The sequence below is a fragment of the Gordonia terrae genome (assembly GCF_001698225.1).
In the GTDB taxonomy this organism is placed as follows: Bacteria; Actinomycetota; Actinomycetes; order Mycobacteriales; family Mycobacteriaceae; genus Gordonia; species Gordonia terrae.
Genome location: NZ_CP016594.1, coordinates 1,479,414 through 1,495,282, shown reverse-complemented (window position 1 = coordinate 1,495,282; position 15,869 = coordinate 1,479,414). Strand labels below are relative to the sequence as shown.

Here is a 15,869-nt window from a genome sequence, read left to right as displayed (position 1 = left end):
GCATGACGGCAACCACATGAGCACGGTCGGCCTCGGCCTGCCACTGCCCCGCTCTCCGCGGGAGGCAGCGGCATCCGACGTGCCGTCCGAGGGTCCGCTGCGCGACACATTCGGCCGGGTGGCGAAGGATCTCCGGGTCTCGGTCACCGACCGCTGCAATCTGCGCTGCTCGTACTGCATGCCGGCCGAGGGACTCGACTGGATGCCCACCGACCAGGTGCTGTCCACCGACGAACTGATCCGGGTCCTGACGGTCGCGGTCCGCGACCTCGGCATCGAACGCATCCGGTTCACCGGCGGTGAACCACTGCTGCGCCGCGACCTGGAGGACATCATCGCGGCCGTGGCCTGCCTGCCGCAGGCCCCCGAGATCGCGATGACCACGAATGGCCTGGGACTGCCCCGGCGGGTCGACGGCCTGGTCGACGCCGGGCTCGACCGCATCAACGTCTCGCTGGACACCGTCGACCCGGCCCGCTTCGCGGAGATCACACGCCGGGACCGTCTGACCGACGTGCTCGACGGCCTGGCCGCGGCACGGCGCGCGGGACTCGATCCGGTCAAGGTCAACGCCGTGGTGCCCGACCGCGCGGACCTCGCGGGAGTGCCCGACCTGCTCGCCTACTGCCTCGAGCACGGTTATGAGCTGCGGATCATCGAGCAGATGCCGCTCGACGCCGACCACGCGTGGCAGCGGGCGCAGATGGTCACGGCCCGAGAGATCCTCACGACGCTGCGCGAGCGTTTCACGCTGCTTCCCGACCCCGCGCCACGCGGGAGCGCTCCGGCCGCCACCTGGCTCGTGGACGGCCACGACGGGCCACACGGGCCCGCCCGTGTCGGAGTCATCGCCTCGGTCACCCAGCCGTTCTGCGGCGACTGCGACCGCACCCGCCTCACCGCCGACGGCTCGCTGCGCAATTGCCTCTTCGCGACGACGGAGACCGACATCCGGACCGCACTGCGCACTCTCCCCGACGACGAGATCGACGCGGCCCTGGCGCAGCTCTGGCGCGCGAGCATGTGGGCGAAGACCCCCGGCCACGAGGTGAACGTGGCCGGCTTCCGGCAACCGGATCGACCGATGTCGGCGATCGGCGGCTAGGCTCGCGTCCGATGCAGCTCACAGTGCGATTCTTCGCGGCCGCGCGCGCCGCGGCCGGCGCCGAGGAGACGGTTGTCGACGTCGACCCGTCGACCACCCTCCGCGCCCTGGAGGAGACCCTCGCGGCCGGAAACCCCTCCCTTGCCACGGTTCTCGAACGCTGTTCGTATCTGCGCGACGAGGTCGCGTTCTCCGATCGGACGCGTGCGCTCGGCGCGTGCACGACACTCGACGTCCTCCCCCCGTTTGCCGGTGGCTGACGCCACAGCCCCCTTGTGACCTTAGTCACATCACGGCCCGGTAACAGGATGGGCACGGGACGGCCACTAACCCGTTGAACTGGGATGACGGCCGAAGTGGGTCGGAAGACCCGGATCCGGGCCGAAAATCGCTTGCGTTCAAGCAGGTGATTCAGTCCAACGAACGACGTACTGTACGAAGCGTCCTCCTCGGAGGTCACGACACAGCAACCAAGACATAACGTCCCACCGGCCGCGCCGAGCCTCGTTCCGCCGGTGGGAACGACAAGCAATCTAGGAACGAGGACGGGGGACCCAACCTCATCCCCTGAGACCGGACACCACACCAGGTGTCCTCGGGGTTAAGTCCCGGAAGTCGCGGCAACCGCCACGACAACCGGGGCCGAGCACCTCTCGCTCGAACCCGACAGCTGACTTCGTAGGCGCGTGGAGAGAGGAAATACACACATGTCCGGACGTCATCGCAAGCAGACGACCAGCACGGCCGCCAAGACCATCACCAAGGTCGCCCTCACCGGCGCAGTCCTCGGCGGCGGAGCAGCCCTCCTGGGCACCGGTACCGCCAACGCGGCCACCGACGCCGAGTGGAACCAGGTCGCGCAGTGCGAGTCCGGTGGCAACTGGGCCATCGCGACCGGCAACGGCTACCACGGCGGCCTGCAGTTCTCCCCGAGCACCTGGTCCGGCCACGGTGGCGGCGAGTTCGCCCCGACCGCCGATCAGGCCTCGCGCGAAGAGCAGATCGTCGTCGCCGAGCGCGTCCTCGGATCGCAGGGCAAGGGCGCATGGCCCACCTGCGGCACCGGCCTCTCGGGCTCGACCCCGCGCAGCGCGCCGACCGACACCCCGCGTGAGATCGCTCCGGTCCTCCCCGGCGGCAACGGCAGCGTCGACCTGGCCAAGACCACCGACGACGTCGCCAAGCAGGTCACCGACGCCCTCACCGAGGCCGGCGTCAGCCCCGAGATCAAGAACCTCTGGCAGGCGGCCAAGGACAGCGGAGTCTCGCTGAACCAGGACCAGATCAAGATGTTCAACGACAACAAGCACCTGCTGCCCAACCCCTGATCCCTGCTCCACTCCCGATCTGGGACCCAGACGAAGGGCCCCGCACGATGAACCATCCGTGCGGGGCCCTTTTCCAATGGTGCTGGGCTCAGGCCGAGTTGACCCATTCGTCGGTGCCGTCGTCGAAGAACTGATGCTTCCAGACCGGTAGCCGGGCCTTGACCTCGTCGACGAGGCGCGAGCAGGTCTGGAACGCGGCTCGGCGATGGTCGGCAGCCACCGCCACCACGAACGCGATGTCGCCGATCGCGAGGTCGCCGATCCGATGGGACACGGCGACCGCGCGTACACCGTCGACCGCGGAGACCTGTTCGACGACCTCGGCCAGGACCGTCGCGGCCGTGGGATGTCCCGAATAGTGCAGGGCGGTCACCGTTCGTCCGCCGTCGTGGTCGCGGACGGCGCCGACGAATCCGACCACCGCCCCGGCCTTGCCGTCGGCGGCGTCGGCAACCATCGCCTCGTGCTCGGCCAGCGTGATCGCCTCGTCCACGACCCCGGTGTGCACCACCCGGGTGGCGGGATCTCCGGTCATCGGTGGTCGCCTCCGCGGATCTGATCGAGTGCGTGGTGGACGACGCCGGCGAGCACGCCCAGTCCGTCACGGACCCCGCCCGTCGAGCCGGGCAGGTTCACGACGAGCGTCGTCCCGGCCACACCGGCCAGCCCGCGTGAGAGGACGGCGGTCGGCACCTTCGGCAGGCCCGCCGAGCGGATCGCGTCGGCCAGACCCGGGATCTCGACGTCGAGCAGCGGACGGGTCTGTTCGGGTGTCCGGTCGGTGGGGGTCAAGCCCGTTCCGCCCGTGGTGATCACGAGGTCGACCTCGGCGTAGACCGCGGCGCGGATGGCGTCGCCCACCGGCGGGCCGTCGGCCACGACGTCGCACTCGTCGACCGAAAACCCCTGTTCGGCAAGCCATGCCTCGATGATCGGACCGGAACGGTCGGCGTAGACGCCGGTGCTGGCGCGGTTCGATGCGACGACGACGCGCGCGACGCGAGGCGGCTTCGGGTCAGTCATCGGCGGGGTCAGCCGGATCGCGATACCAGTCCCCCGACTTGCCCCCGGTCTTGGCGAGCAGGCGGATCCCGTCCATCTGCGCCCGCCGGTCCACGGCCTTGACCATGTCGTGCAAGGTCAGTCCGGTGACGGCGACCGCGGTCAAGGCCTCCATCTCGACGCCCGTCTGGCCGGAGGTGGCCACGGTGGCGGTCACCTCGATCGTCTCGGTACCGATCGCGAAGTCGACCTCGACCGACGACAGCGCCAGCTGATGGCACAGCGGGATCAGCTCGTCGGTCCGTTTTGCCGCCATGATCCCGGCGATGCGAGCCGTGGCGAGCACATCCCCCTTGGGCAGCCTCGACTCACTGAGGAGGCCGATCACCTCGGCGGTGGTCCGGAACGTACCGGCGGCGACGGCGCGACGCCTCGTCGACGGCTTGGCACCGACGTCGACCATGCGGGCCGACCCGGAGGCGTCGAGGTGGCTCAGCCGTGAGCCGCCGGCCTCTGCGAGCCCGCGCGAGTCCGACCCACCTTCGTCAGTTCCGGTGGGCGGCATCGGTGTCAGCGGTTGACGACGGTCTTCGACTGCACGAACGGCAGGTCGTCGACCGGAAGGGGGAACTCGGTGTCGCCGAACGGCGACAGCGCACCGGGGATGTGCGTCGCGAGTTCGGAGACGGCGTGCTCGGCCGCGTCGCCGTTGTCGTCCTGCGGCCAGCCGTTGTCGACATACTGCTTCTTGCCCTTGGCAGATTCGACGATCTTGCCGGTGCCGGCACCCGCTTCGCCGGGGGTGGATGTGTCAGCGCCAGTTTTGTTTGCCACGTCGAGCATTGTGCCATGACGTTCGGATGAACAAGTGCCGTGTCCGGGCAGGACGGCCTCGGGAGGGGCTATCGTCGTCGCAACACAGGTCACGCCACCAGGAGGCGCTCATGGCCGCCCAGCCAGTCCAGGTCGCCGGCTACCCGGTGATCACCCGGTTGGGCAGCGGCGGGATGGGCACCGTGTATCTGGTCGAGAATCCGCAACTGCGTCGTCGTGAGGCGCTGAAGGTGATCTCGATCGGCGAGACCGTCGACGAGGAGTTCGCGCGGCGATTCAGCCGTGAGGCGCAGACCGCGGCGGCCCTCGACCACCCCGCGATCGTGACGATCTACCACTACGGCGTCACCGACGGCGACCCCTGGTTCACGATGACCTACCTCGACGGCCGGGACCTCCGCCGCGCCTCGCTGCGCCCGGACGAGGTGGTGGCCGTGGTCCACCGGGTGGCCGATGCGCTCGACTACGCGCACGAACACGGCGTGATCCACCGCGACATCAAGCCCGGCAACATCATGGTCACGCGCCGCGCGATGGACGACGCCCTCGACCGCGTGGTCGTCCTCGACTTCGGGATCGCGAAGCTGACCACCGCCACCACGCTGACCGCGCCGTCGTCGTTCGTGGGAACTCTCGTGTACGCCGCGCCGGAGATCCTCGACGGCAAACCGGCGGGCCCCGCGTCGGACCAATACGCCCTGGCCTGCACGGCCTACGAACTCCTCTCCGGCGCAACGCCGTTCGACGCCGATACGCAGACCCGGCACATCGTCGCGAAGCTCACGACGCGCCCGGCGCCGATCAGCAGCCACCGACCGGTGCTCGGCGCTCTCGACCCCGTCTTCGACCGTGCGCTCGCTCGCGGCCCCCTGGACCGATACCCCACCTGCCGCGCATTCGCTGCAGAGCTACACGCCGCGCTCCAACGGGCCGGAACCGACGACCGGTCACGCACGCTCGTCACACCTGCGACGCAGGTCATCACACCGCGACCACAGACGCCGCCGCCGACGGTCTCGTCCCCGACGCCGCCGCCGGCATCGTCTCCGCCGCCGCACCGCCGCCGCTGGCCGCTCGCGTTGGCCGCGGTCGTCGCGGTCGCTCTCCTCGCGACGGCGGTCGCGATCGGGGTCGTCACCCTCGGCGGCGACGACGGGACCACCTCCGACGCCGCGTCGTCACCCCTGGCGGCCACGGACGCCCAGGCGCAGCTGAGCGCCGGCCTCGGGGCCACCTGTTCGATCCGGGACGGGACCGCCTACTGCTGGGGCGACAACACCGCAGGCCAACTCGGCGACGGCACCACCGAAGCCCGCCAGACACCCACCCGAGTGGCCGATCTCAGCGATGTCACCGCGATCAGCACCGGTGGCCCCAACAGCTGCGCGATTGCCGCGGGACTCGCCTACTGCTGGGGCAACAACGACTACGGGCAGCTCGGCGACGGTACGACCGACGCGCGCCTGACGCCGACCCGGGTCGCCGGTCTCGCCGACGTCACCGCCATCTCGACCGCCAACTGGGCCACCTGCGCGATCTCGGCAGGCGCGGCCTACTGCTGGGGCACCAACGACTTCGACCAGCTCGGTGACGGCTCCACCGCGAACCAGTACCGGCCCGTTCGCGTCGCCGGGCTCGACGACGTGACCGCGATCAGCGTCGGGGTGAACTTCACCTGCGCCGTCGCGGCCGGCGACGCCTACTGCTGGGGACTCAACGACAACGGTCAGGTCGGCGACGGCACGACCACGAACCGGGCTCGCCCGACCCGCGTCGGCGATCTCGACGGCGCGACCACGGTCTCCGCCGGTGCCGCCACCGCCTGCGCGATCGCTGGGGCGAGCGCGTATTGCTGGGGCAACAACGACTTCGGGCAGCTCGGCGACGGCACCACCTACGGCCGCCGGACGGCGACGCCCGTGACCGGCCTCGACGGGGTCGACGGGGTCGACGCCGTCAGCACCGGAACGGCGAACACCACCTGCGCGGTGGCGGGTGGCGTCGCGTACTGCTGGGGAGCCAACGCCTGGGGGTCGGTCGGCGACGGCACCCTGACCGACCGGCCCGCGCCCACCCGGGTGCCCCAATTGTCCGAGGTGAGTGCGATTTCGACCGGCGAGCGAACCTCGTGCGCGTACGCGGCGTCGTACCTCTGGTGCTGGGGCTTCAACGCCACCGGGCAGCTCGGCGTCGGCGGTACCGACGACCGTCCCACCCCTACGCAGGTCACGTTCTAGCGACGCGCTCCGTCATCCGGTTGAAGGGTGCCCCGGACCCCTTCGGCTTCGGTATCGTCCCTGCATACGTCTGCGAGAGCGGCCATTTGGGCGCCGTTCATTCGCCAAGCTCAGGAAGAGGTGACGCCGTGCCGTTGAGTCCCGGCACCCACATCGCCGGCTATCGGGTGGTCTCCCAGCTCGGTGCGGGCGGTATGGGCGAGGTGTACCTCGTCGAGAACCTGCAGCTGGAGCGGCGCGAGGCCCTGAAGGTGATCTCGACGGCGGTCAGCGCCCAGCCCGGGTTCAACCAGCGCTTCACCAACGAGGCACGCACCACCGCGAAGCTCGACCACCGCAGCATCATCACCATCCACCAGTACGGCATCGAGGACGGGTCCCCGTGGTTCTCGATGAGCTACGTCGACGGCAAGGACCTCACCGACGAACGCCTGACGCCCGCCGAGGTGTCGACGGTCGTCTCGCAGGTGGCCGACGCTCTCGACTACGCGCACCGCCATCATGTGGTGCACCGGGACATCAAGCCGGCCAACATCCTCGTCACCCGCGATCCGGCGACGAACGCCGTCGAGCGCGCCCTCGTACTCGACTTCGGCATCGCCAAACTCGCCGGCTCGGCGAATCTGACCGGTACCCACTCCTTCATCGGGACGGTCGCCTTCTCGGCCCCGGAGACACTCGAGGGAGCCGACGCCACCGCGCGATCGGATCAGTACTCGCTGGCCTGTACGGCCTACGCACTGCTCGCGGGGCAGCCTCCGTTCGTCGGTCAGTCCGAGCCGTCGGTGATGCTGGGACACATCCAGCGTCCGGTCCCCCACATCGGCCGGCTGCGCGGAGACCTCGCCCACCTCGACCCGGTGTTCCAGCGCGCGTTGTCGAAGAACCCCGCGGCCCGGTACCCCGACTGCCGCAGTTTCGCGGCCGCATTGCAGGCGGCTCTCGATTCGCCTGCCGCACAGGGCAACACGATGGTCGCCGGCTCGGTGCCCCCACCCACTCTCGTCGGTGGCGGCACGGGTGGCGCGCCGGCCCCGCACCCCTCGGGACCCCAGCAGCAGTTCGGCCCACCCCACGGCCAGTACACGCCTCCTCCCCAGGCGACGATGACCGGGCCGTCCGGCCCGCAACCGCTGATGAGCAAACCGTCGGGGCAGCAGCCGATGTACTCGTCGGCACCGCACCTCTCCGGCCCGCACGCCCAGCCGGTCCACCCCCAGCCCGGTTACCCCGGCATGCCCCCGGTCCCGCCGAAAAAGAAGAAGCGGACCGGGCTGATCGTCGCCGGCGTGCTCGGCGCCGTGCTGCTGCTCGTGGTCGCGGCCGTCGTCGGGCTGGCCGTCATCGGCAGCACCGTCGACGACCCCGAGAAGGCCGCCGTCGCCCAGCCGGTGGTGAGCACCAACTTCGGCAGCAGCTGCGCCGTGGTCAACGGCAGCGTGCACTGCTGGGGCGACAACGACACCGGGCAGCTCGGCGACGGCACGACGACCCCGCATACCCGCCCGGTCGCGGTGACCGGGGTCTCGAACGCCACCGCGGTCACCACGGGCGGCTACCTCACCGGCGAGAACGCCTACGTCTCGACGGCATGCGCCATCGCCGCGGGCGACGCATTCTGTTGGGGCAACAACCATTACGGCGAGGTCGGCAACGGCGCCAGCGGATCGACGGTGGATGCCGCGACCAAGGTCGGCACCATCTCCGACGTCAAGGCGATCTCCACCGGGTGGGGCACCACGTGCGCCGTCGCCGGCACCGACGCCTACTGCTGGGGCAACAACGAATACGGCCAGCTCGGCAACGGCGGCGGCACCGACCCGGTGTCGGCCCCGGTCAAGGTGCCCGGACTCGGCGTCGTCACCGACATCGCGACCGCCTACGGCACCACCTGCGCGGTGTCGGACGGCTCGGCGTTCTGCTGGGGAGCCAACGACAACGGGCAGATCGGTGACGGCAGCACGACCGCGCGATCGGCACCGGTCAAGGTCGGCTCGCTGACCGACGTCACCGACATCGCCATCGGCGGTTATCACGAGGCGGCCGATGACGACGACCCGAACACCAACACCAGCACCTACTTCCAGACGACCTGCGCGGTCGCCGGCGGTGACGCGTGGTGCTGGGGTTCCAACGCCTACGGTCAGATCGGTGACGGCACCAGCGAGACCCGACAGACACCGGTCCAGGTCGGAAATCTGGGCGGGGTCTCGGCCATCTCCACCGACTGGGGCACCACCTGTGCGGTCTCCGACGACCGGGCCTTCTGCTGGGGAGACGACGATCGCAGCCAGCTCGGCTCCGCCGGCGGATCGGTGAAGATCCCCCGCGAGGTCTCGACCCTGACCGACGTCACGTCGATCTCGACCGGCAACGGGACGTCGTGCGCGATGTCGGCGGCATCGGTGTACTGCTGGGGATTCAACAACGACGGCCAGATCGGCGACGGTTCCAGCGGCGACGGCGCGAACCGCACGACGCCGACGAAGCTCACCATCTAGTCCCTACGTCTCCCTGGACCCGATCAGCGCTTCGGACACGGTCCCGGCGGCGGTGCGGAGGGCGCCGATCGCCCGGGCACGGAGGTCGTCGTCGAATCGGGCCACCGGTCCCGAGATGCCGACCGCCATGGGTGTGGGGGCGCCGGGCACCGCGACCGCCATGCCGCAGACCCCGACCTCGTGTTCCTGTTCGTCGGTGGCGACACCGTCCGCGCGCACCTGCTCGACGGCGGCGAACACGCCGGACAACGACGTGACACTCCATTCGGTGGCGGCGGTCAGGCCGGCTTGCGTGACGTGCTTGAGGATGCGCGCATCGTCGAGTTCGGCGAGGACCGCCTTGCCCACCGCGGTGTTGTGCATGGTCACCCGGCGCCCGACCTCGTTGTTGGTGCGCATGCTGTGCGGCGACGGGACCTGCGCCACGTAGATGACCATGTCGCCGTCGAGTACTGCGAGACTCGCGGTCTCGCTGAGCTCGCCGACCAGCGAGGCCAGGACGGGCGCGGCCACGGCGCCGAGTTGCCGGTTGGCCACCTCGCCGAGCCGGATGAGCCGAGGACCCAGGGCGTATGACCGGTTCGGGAGCTGCCGGACGTATCCGATTCCCACGAGCGTCCGGAGCAGTCGATGGATGGTGGGAGGCGGCAGCGGTGATTCCGCCGACAGATGACTCAGCGAGCATTCGCCGCCGGCGCGTCCGATGAGTTCGAGCAACTCGAACGCGCGCTCGACGGACTGCACACCGCCCGAGTTCCCCGCCATCGCCACCTCCACACTCCGGCATCACGCTACGTTCCATGATGTGAAACCACAATCGGCCGCCGTCGGCGCACGGGGCTGGTGGCGATCACCCTCCCTGCAGTAAACTCCGCTCTGCGGAATTGTTTTTCCACAGCCGGCCGAACGAAAGGGGCGCCTCGTGAGCGTGCAACCCGGTCGCCTCGACGCGACTTTCCTCGCCGAACTCGAGGCCGCCCTGGCACCGGCGGATGCGGTCCTGTCCGATCGGTATCCGGGCGACGACGGGAGTCGCCAGCCGGTCCACACGGTCTACGTCCCCGCCGACCGGTACTCGGCGAACCTGCCGCAGGAGTGGGGACGCGCGGCGCTGGATGCAGCTGCCGACCACGGCGGCCTCGCCGCGATCGCCCGCTCGACCGTCGCCCACACCGACTCGACAGCAACCGCACTCGCGGACCTGGTGGAGGGCAAACTGCGCACCGAGCCCATCGAGGATCTGCGCATCGACTTCGAAGACGGTTACGGCGTCCGCTCCGACGACGAGGAGGACGCGGCCGTGGCGGCTGCCGTCGCCGCGATCCGTACGGCCGGCGACACGTCACCGCCGTTTCTCGGCATCCGCTTCAAGTGCTTCGAGGCCGACGTGCGGGCACGCGGCCTGCGCACCCTCGACTTGTTCGTCGCCGGTCTCGCCGACACCGGAGATCTGCCGGCGGGGCTGACGCTGACGCTGCCGAAGGTCACCTCGACCGACCAGGCGGTCGCGATGGTCGCCGTCGCCCGCGAACTCGAGCGCATTCACGGACTTCCGCAGGGACGCATCGGCTTCGAGATCCAGGTGGAAACCCCACAGGCGGTGATGAGCGCCGACGGCACTGCGGCGGTCGCGTCGATGATCCATGCCGGCGACGGCCGGGTGACCGCACTGCACTACGGGACCTACGACTACTCGGCGTCCCTCGGCATCGCCGCCGCCTATCAGTCGATGGAGCATCCCGCCGCCGACCACGCGAAGGCCGTGATGCAGCTCGCGGCGGCCGGCACCGGAGTGCGACTGTCGGACGGATCGACGAACATCCTCCCGGTCGGGGACGCTGAGGCCGTCCACGCCGGTTGGGCCTTGCACGCGAGACTCGTCCGCCGTCACCTCGAACGCGGCTTCTACCAGGGCTGGGATCTGCATCCCGCTCAACTCGTCACCCGCTTCTTGGCGACGTACGCCTTCTACCGTGACGGATTCGACTCGGCCGCAGCACGTTTGCGGAACTACGCGCACCGCATCGAGTCGTCGGTGCTCGACGAGCCTGCGACGGCACGTGCGCTCGCCGGTTTCATCCGACGCGGAGAACTGTGCGGCGCGCTGACCGTCGACGAGGTCGAGACCGCTACCGACCTGCCCATCGCGAAGGTGCGCGAACTCGCATTCCCCCACTCACAGAGGACAGCCCGATGAACGCGACACCGTATTACACACCCGCGGGAGGACTCCCGCCGCAGACCGATCTGCTCACCGATCGCGCGGTCGTCACCGAGGCGTACACGGTGATCCCCCGTGGCGTGTTCCGCGACATCGTCACGTCGGTCTTCCCGGAGTGGATCGACACCCGCGCGTGGGTGCTGAACCGTCCGGTACCCGGTGGCGCGCAGACCTTCGCCCAGACGATCGTGGAGGTCGCCCCGGGCGGCGGATCGGCTGCGCCCGAACCGCAGTCGGAGGTCGAGGGTTTCGTCTTCGTCACCGCCGGATCGCTGACCGTGACCATCGCGGGCGAGGAGCACGTCCTGTCCGACGGTGGCTTCGGCTACCTGCCCGCGGGCACACCGTGGTCGGCACACAACCGCGGCGACGTCCCGGCGTCGTTCCACTGGATCCGCAAGCGCTACGAGCCGATCGCCGGCCATGAGCCTGCCCCGAAGTTCGGCAACGAGCGCGACATCGAGCCCACCGCGATGCCCGACACCGACGGCGCCTGGCGGACAACGAGAATGCTCGACCCGCAGGACCTCGCCTACGACATGCACGTCAACATCGTGACCTTCGAGCCCGGCGCGTCGATCCCCTTCGCCGAGACCCACGTGATGGAGCACGGTCTGTACGTCCTGGAGGGCAAGGCCGTCTACCGGCTCAACGAGGACTGGGTGGAGGTCCAGGCGGGCGACTACATGTCCCTGCGCGCCTTCTGCCCGCAGGCCTGCTACGCCGGCGGACCGTCGAACTTCCGCTACCTCCTCTACAAGGACGTCAACCGACAGATCGTGCTCTGACCCGATCGAGCCCTCACGCGCGTGGCGACGGAAATCCCCCGGCAAGGGCCAGACTCGACGTCGGCTCACGCCCGATCAGGCCGACGGCCCGGCGTCCGGCGTCGACGACGCCCTCGAGGTCCAATCCGTGCTCCACACCCGATCTGTCGAGAAGATAGACCAGGTCCTCCGTTGCCACGTTCCCGGTAGCGGCAGGCGCAAAGGGACACCCCCCGATTCCGCCCGACGAGGCGTCGAGCGCATCGGCCCCGACTTCGATTGCGATCCAGGCGTTGGCGATACCGGTGTTACGGGTGTCGTGGAAATGGAAACGAAGTGCCCTGCCGTCGGCGAGCTCTCGCACCTTCCGGCCCAGGCTCGCAACCTGAGCGGGTACGGCAACCCCGATGGTGTCGGCGAGAGCCACTTCGGCGGCACCGGCGGCGACGGCGGCACGGACGATGTCGAGGACTGCGTCTTCTGCCACCTCACCCTCGAATGGACACCCGAACGCGGTGGCCACCGTCACCGTGGCCGGGACACCCGCGTCGCCGGCTCGCCGCACGATGGTCGACGCGATCGCCGACGACTCGGCAGTGGACATGTTCTGGTTTCGACGACTGAACGTGTCACTCGCGCACACAACGACATTGACTTCATCGACCCGCGCAGCGAGGGCGCGATCCAATCCTCGTTCGTTGAGCACCAATCCGCTGTACCGCACCCCCGGCGGGCCGCCCACCGCCGCCATCACCGCTTCGGCGTCGGCCATCGCCGGAACCGCGCGCGGGTGCACGAAGGAGACGGCTTCGATCCGGCGCGCACCGGCGTCGACCAGCCGGCGCGCGAGGTCCACCTTCGCTGCGGTGGTCGGGATCACCGACTCGTTCTGGAGCCCGTCGCGAAGAGTGACGTCGACGATCTGGACCGACCGGGTCACCGTGCACGCTCACCCTCGGTGACGGCCGTCAACCATTCGCGAACCTCGGTGTCGTGCTGACCTCGTCCCCCGCCTCCCCACCGGATACGTCCCGGAGTGTCGCTCAGACGCGGGGCGACGGACTGCATGGGTACCGACCCGAGCACCTCGTCGTCGACTTCCACGATCGACTGTCGTGCACGAAAGTGCTCGTCCTGCAACATGTCCCGCGCACCGTAGATGCGCCCGCACGGAACCCCGTGCTCGTCGAGAAGGCTCTCCACGTCGGCGGCGCAGTGCGATCGCGTCCACGCCCCGATCCTGGTGTCGAGTTCGGCCTGACGCTCGCCCCGCGCCTGATGCGTGGCGTACCGTTCATCCACTGCCAGGGACGGCTCGCCCATCGCCTGCGCCAACCGCCCGAACACCGAGTCCTGATTGGCGGCGATCAGCAGCATGTGTCCGTCGCCGGTTTCGTAGACGTTGCTCGGGGCGACACCGGGGAGCACCGCCCCGGACCGCTCGCGCGTGACACCAGCGACGGCGTAATCGGAGACGAGCCCCTCGGTCAAGGCGAGTACCGACTCGTAGATCGACACGTCGACGACCTGGCCGCGGCCCGACTCGTTCCTGGCGTACAACGCCATGAGGGTCCCGACCATGGCGTGCATGCCGGCGAGCAGGTCCCCCAACGACACGCCGAATCGACTCGGCGGGCGGTCCGGGTCCCCGACCAGAGCGCGCAGGCCTCCCATCGCTTCGCCGATCGAACCGTACCCGGCACGTGCGGAATAGGGCCCGTGCTGTCCGAAGCCGCTCACCCTCGTCAGGACGACACGCGGATTGACCTCGGCGAGTACGTCGAACCCGAGACCGAATCGCTCGAGTGTCCCGGGACGGAAGTTCTCGATCACCACATCGGATTGCCGCACGAGGTCGAGGACGAAACGACGCCCCTCCTCCGTGTGCAGATCAGCGGTGACGCAGCGCTTTCCACGCGCGATGACGTTCCATGACAGTGACTTCCCCGCATGCACCACCCCCCAGTTCCGCATGGGATCCCCCGCGCCGGGTTGCTCGACCTTGATGACATCGGCGCCGTTGTCGGCCATCATCTGACCGGCGAATGGTCCCGCGATCAGTTGCCCGAGTTCGATCACGCGTACCCCGGACAGCGCGCCGGTTGATTCCGGGTGCCCATTGACAAGCACAGTTCTACCTCTCACTCAATTCTTGCAGTCGGTACAGCGGGTCGGTGCGATCTCGCGTCGACCTCGTCCAGGTCGGACCCACCAGATCGACCACGTCGTCCTCGACCGACTCCTCGAAAGCGACGACGCGACGAGCTGTCTTCCATTGCCCCGCGCGCAGTTCGAAACGGTCGATCAGACGCGCCCGCACGGTGCGGCGACGCTGCGGACCCCCGTCGACCTCAGGGAACCAGCGCATGAACACCAGGCAATGCGACTCGACGAGCGCCGATGTGTCGGAGTCGAATTCGATCATGATGTTGAGCATCAGGTGTTGCGACGAGTCGATGGTCTCGTGGCGCTGTCTGATGTCGTCGATCAGGCCCTCGACGTCCCCGACGTACCCGCCGTGATCGTCCACGGCGCCGGGGTGATAGCAGGACCGGATCAGGTCGAAGTCGAGGCGGTCGACCCCGCGTGCGTACGTGTACAGCGCGTCCTGGATGGCCAGTCGCGCATCGGCGGTGCTCATGCCGATTCCTCCCGCACGACGCCGCGGCCGCGCGTCCAGTGCCCCGCATATCCGGGATCGTCGCTGGCGAGGGCGCCCTCGCCCAGTTCGAGCGGGTTGAATGTGTCGACCATGAAGGCCATCTCGTTGCTCTCGGTCATCGCCGGCGAGTCCAGGTAGGCCTGCCGACCGGGACCGTGCGTATACGCGGCCGGGTGGAGGGACACCGAGGCGTTGCCTATCCCGGATCCCTTGCGGGCCGCGGTCTCGCCCGCGTGGTAGAACATCACCTCATCGGAGTCGACGTTCGAGTGATAGTAGGGAACCTTGAGTGCACGCGGATGGTACTCGAGGGGGCGCGGAACGAAGTTGCAGATCACGAAGTTTCGTCCCTCGAGGATCTGATACGAGGTGGGTGGCTGCAATATCTCACCGGTGACCGGTGAGAAGTCGCGGTAATTGAACGCGTACGGGTACAGGCACCCGTCCCAGCCCACGACGTCGAACGGATGATGGTCGTAGGTCACCACCGATCCCAGGATGCCGGAAGCGGTGCGGTGTTTGACGTACACATCCGTGTCGGCGTCGGCCGCCTCACCGGTGACCATCGTGGACCCCTGGGGTCCGCGAATGTCCCGCTCGCACAGCGGAGCTCCTTCGAGGAACTGGCCGAACTCGCTGAGGTACCGGCGCGGGAACCGAACATGTCCGGCACCCTCCACGACGAACGCTTTCAGGGGTCCGACGGTCTCGACGTCCTCGGGGATCCACCGGTGGATGGCGACACGCGGGATGACCACGTTGTCGCCCGACTCGACCTCGATCCGGCCGAAGACACTCTCGAGAACGGCCCGGCCGCTCTCGATGTACACCACTTCGTCGCCGATACCGTTGCTGTACAACACACTCGGCCGATCGGCGACCACATAGCTGATCCGCACATCCGGATTGGACAGGATGAGCCGACGATCACGGACGAGATCGTTCCCTCGGTACGTGTCGTTCGCGAACAGCTCGGGCAACCGGAAATGCCGCGGACCGAGCGGGTGGTTCACCGTGGTGCCGAGATCTCCGGGGAGCCAGTCGCGGGCGCCGACCAGATTGGATGGGACTGAGCGGTGATACAGCAGCGACCCGGTCGACGAGAATCCTTCCTCACCGATGAACTCCTCGAAACACGGTGCGCCATATCGGGTCTCGAACATCGTGTGCCTCTTGGCGGGTATGTCTCCCACGGCACGGTAGTACACCATG

The 15,869-nt window shown here is 68.9% G+C and carries 16 protein-coding genes and 1 riboswitch; of the genes, 7 read left to right on the top strand and 9 right to left on the bottom strand.

The features are described 5' to 3' along the window. Positions 1–16 precede the first annotated feature (16 nt). The 3 genes from moaA to BCM27_RS06790 all read left to right on the top strand — a co-directional run bounded on the left by moaA (position 17) and on the right by BCM27_RS06790 (position 2,433). A complete protein-coding gene (moaA, locus tag BCM27_RS06800; protein WP_004020201.1) occupies positions 17–1,105 on the top strand; it encodes a GTP 3',8-cyclase MoaA in 1,089 nt (362 codons plus the stop codon). Positions 1,106–1,116: 11 nt separating this feature from the next. Next, positions 1,117–1,365 (top strand): MoaD/ThiS family protein, encoded by a 249-nt coding sequence (locus BCM27_RS06795; protein ID WP_004020202.1) that lies wholly within the window; start codon positions 1,117–1,119, stop codon positions 1,363–1,365. Positions 1,366–1,622: 257 nt separating this feature from the next. Next, a riboswitch (cyclic di-AMP (ydaO/yuaA leader) is annotated at positions 1,623–1,806 on the top strand. A 6-nt stretch (positions 1,807–1,812) separates the two neighbouring features. Further along, the gene (locus tag BCM27_RS06790) at positions 1,813–2,433 is read left to right on the top strand and encodes a transglycosylase family protein (protein WP_004020203.1); all 621 of its coding nucleotides are present in this window, start codon (positions 1,813–1,815) and stop codon (positions 2,431–2,433) included. An 88-nt stretch (positions 2,434–2,521) separates the two neighbouring features. Here the strand turns inward: BCM27_RS06790 and BCM27_RS06785 are convergent, their stop codons facing one another. Genes BCM27_RS06785 through BCM27_RS06770 form a run of 4 tightly spaced genes read right to left on the bottom strand, consistent with a single transcriptional unit; the run spans position 2,522 to position 4,278 of the window. Beyond that, positions 2,522–2,968, bottom strand: coding sequence for a molybdenum cofactor biosynthesis protein MoaE (locus tag BCM27_RS06785; protein ID WP_004020204.1), 447 nt, complete (start codon positions 2,966–2,968; stop codon positions 2,522–2,524). Continuing rightward, on the bottom strand, positions 2,965–3,456 hold the full coding sequence (locus tag BCM27_RS06780) for a MogA/MoaB family molybdenum cofactor biosynthesis protein (protein WP_004020205.1): 492 nt from the start codon (positions 3,454–3,456) through the stop codon (positions 2,965–2,967). Before BCM27_RS06780 ends, BCM27_RS06785 begins: the two co-directional genes overlap by 4 nt. Further along, on the bottom strand, positions 3,449–4,000 hold the full coding sequence (gene moaC / locus BCM27_RS06775; protein WP_004020206.1) for a cyclic pyranopterin monophosphate synthase MoaC: 552 nt from the start codon (positions 3,998–4,000) through the stop codon (positions 3,449–3,451). Before moaC ends, BCM27_RS06780 begins: the two co-directional genes overlap by 8 nt. A 5-nt stretch (positions 4,001–4,005) precedes the next feature. Then, entirely contained in the window at positions 4,006–4,278 is a 273-nt protein-coding gene (locus tag BCM27_RS06770; RefSeq protein WP_004020207.1) for a hypothetical protein, read from the bottom strand. Positions 4,279–4,379: 101 nt separating this feature from the next. Between BCM27_RS06770 and BCM27_RS06765 the strand changes: the two genes are divergently transcribed. Both BCM27_RS06765 and BCM27_RS06760 read left to right on the top strand, forming a co-directional pair. After that, entirely contained in the window at positions 4,380–6,506 is a 2,127-nt protein-coding gene (locus BCM27_RS06765; protein ID WP_004020208.1) for an RCC1 domain-containing protein, read from the top strand. A 128-nt stretch (positions 6,507–6,634) separates the two neighbouring features. Further along, positions 6,635–9,007, top strand: a complete 2,373-nt coding sequence (locus BCM27_RS06760; protein ID WP_004020209.1) for a protein kinase domain-containing protein — start codon at positions 6,635–6,637, stop codon at positions 9,005–9,007. A 3-nt stretch (positions 9,008–9,010) separates the two neighbouring features. Here the strand turns inward: BCM27_RS06760 and BCM27_RS06755 are convergent, their stop codons facing one another. Continuing rightward, positions 9,011–9,772, bottom strand: a complete 762-nt coding sequence (locus tag BCM27_RS06755; RefSeq protein ID WP_004020210.1) for an IclR family transcriptional regulator — start codon at positions 9,770–9,772, stop codon at positions 9,011–9,013. Positions 9,773–9,929: 157 nt separating this feature from the next. On the opposite strand from BCM27_RS06755, the gene BCM27_RS06750 reads away from it, so the two are divergent. Together BCM27_RS06750 and BCM27_RS06745 are read left to right on the top strand one after the other, a co-directional pair. Continuing rightward, positions 9,930–11,204, top strand: coding sequence for a DUF6986 family protein (locus BCM27_RS06750; protein WP_004020211.1), 1,275 nt, complete (start codon positions 9,930–9,932; stop codon positions 11,202–11,204). Then, positions 11,201–12,016 (top strand): bifunctional allantoicase/(S)-ureidoglycine aminohydrolase, encoded by an 816-nt coding sequence (locus BCM27_RS06745; protein ID WP_004020212.1) that lies wholly within the window; start codon positions 11,201–11,203, stop codon positions 12,014–12,016. Before BCM27_RS06750 ends, BCM27_RS06745 begins: the two co-directional genes overlap by 4 nt. 13 nt (positions 12,017–12,029) lie before the next feature. Here the strand turns inward: BCM27_RS06745 and BCM27_RS06740 are convergent, their stop codons facing one another. Genes BCM27_RS06740 through BCM27_RS06725 form a run of 4 tightly spaced genes read right to left on the bottom strand, consistent with a single transcriptional unit; the run spans position 12,030 to position 15,868 of the window. After that, on the bottom strand, positions 12,030–12,935 hold the full coding sequence (locus tag BCM27_RS06740; RefSeq protein WP_004020213.1) for a hydroxymethylglutaryl-CoA lyase: 906 nt from the start codon (positions 12,933–12,935) through the stop codon (positions 12,030–12,032). Next, a complete protein-coding gene (locus tag BCM27_RS06735; protein ID WP_004020214.1) occupies positions 12,932–14,125 on the bottom strand; it encodes a CaiB/BaiF CoA transferase family protein in 1,194 nt (397 codons plus the stop codon). Before BCM27_RS06735 ends, BCM27_RS06740 begins: the two co-directional genes overlap by 4 nt. Positions 14,126–14,129: 4 nt before the next feature. After that, positions 14,130–14,636 carry a nuclear transport factor 2 family protein gene (locus tag BCM27_RS06730; protein ID WP_004020215.1) on the bottom strand — a complete coding sequence of 169 codons (507 nt, stop codon included), beginning with the start codon at positions 14,634–14,636 and terminating at the stop codon, positions 14,130–14,132. Beyond that, positions 14,633–15,868, bottom strand: a complete 1,236-nt coding sequence (locus BCM27_RS06725) for a homogentisate 1,2-dioxygenase (RefSeq protein ID WP_004020216.1) — start codon at positions 15,866–15,868, stop codon at positions 14,633–14,635. The genes BCM27_RS06730 and BCM27_RS06725 overlap by 4 nt, the downstream gene beginning before the upstream one ends. Between the last annotated feature and the right edge of the window lies 1 nt (position 15,869).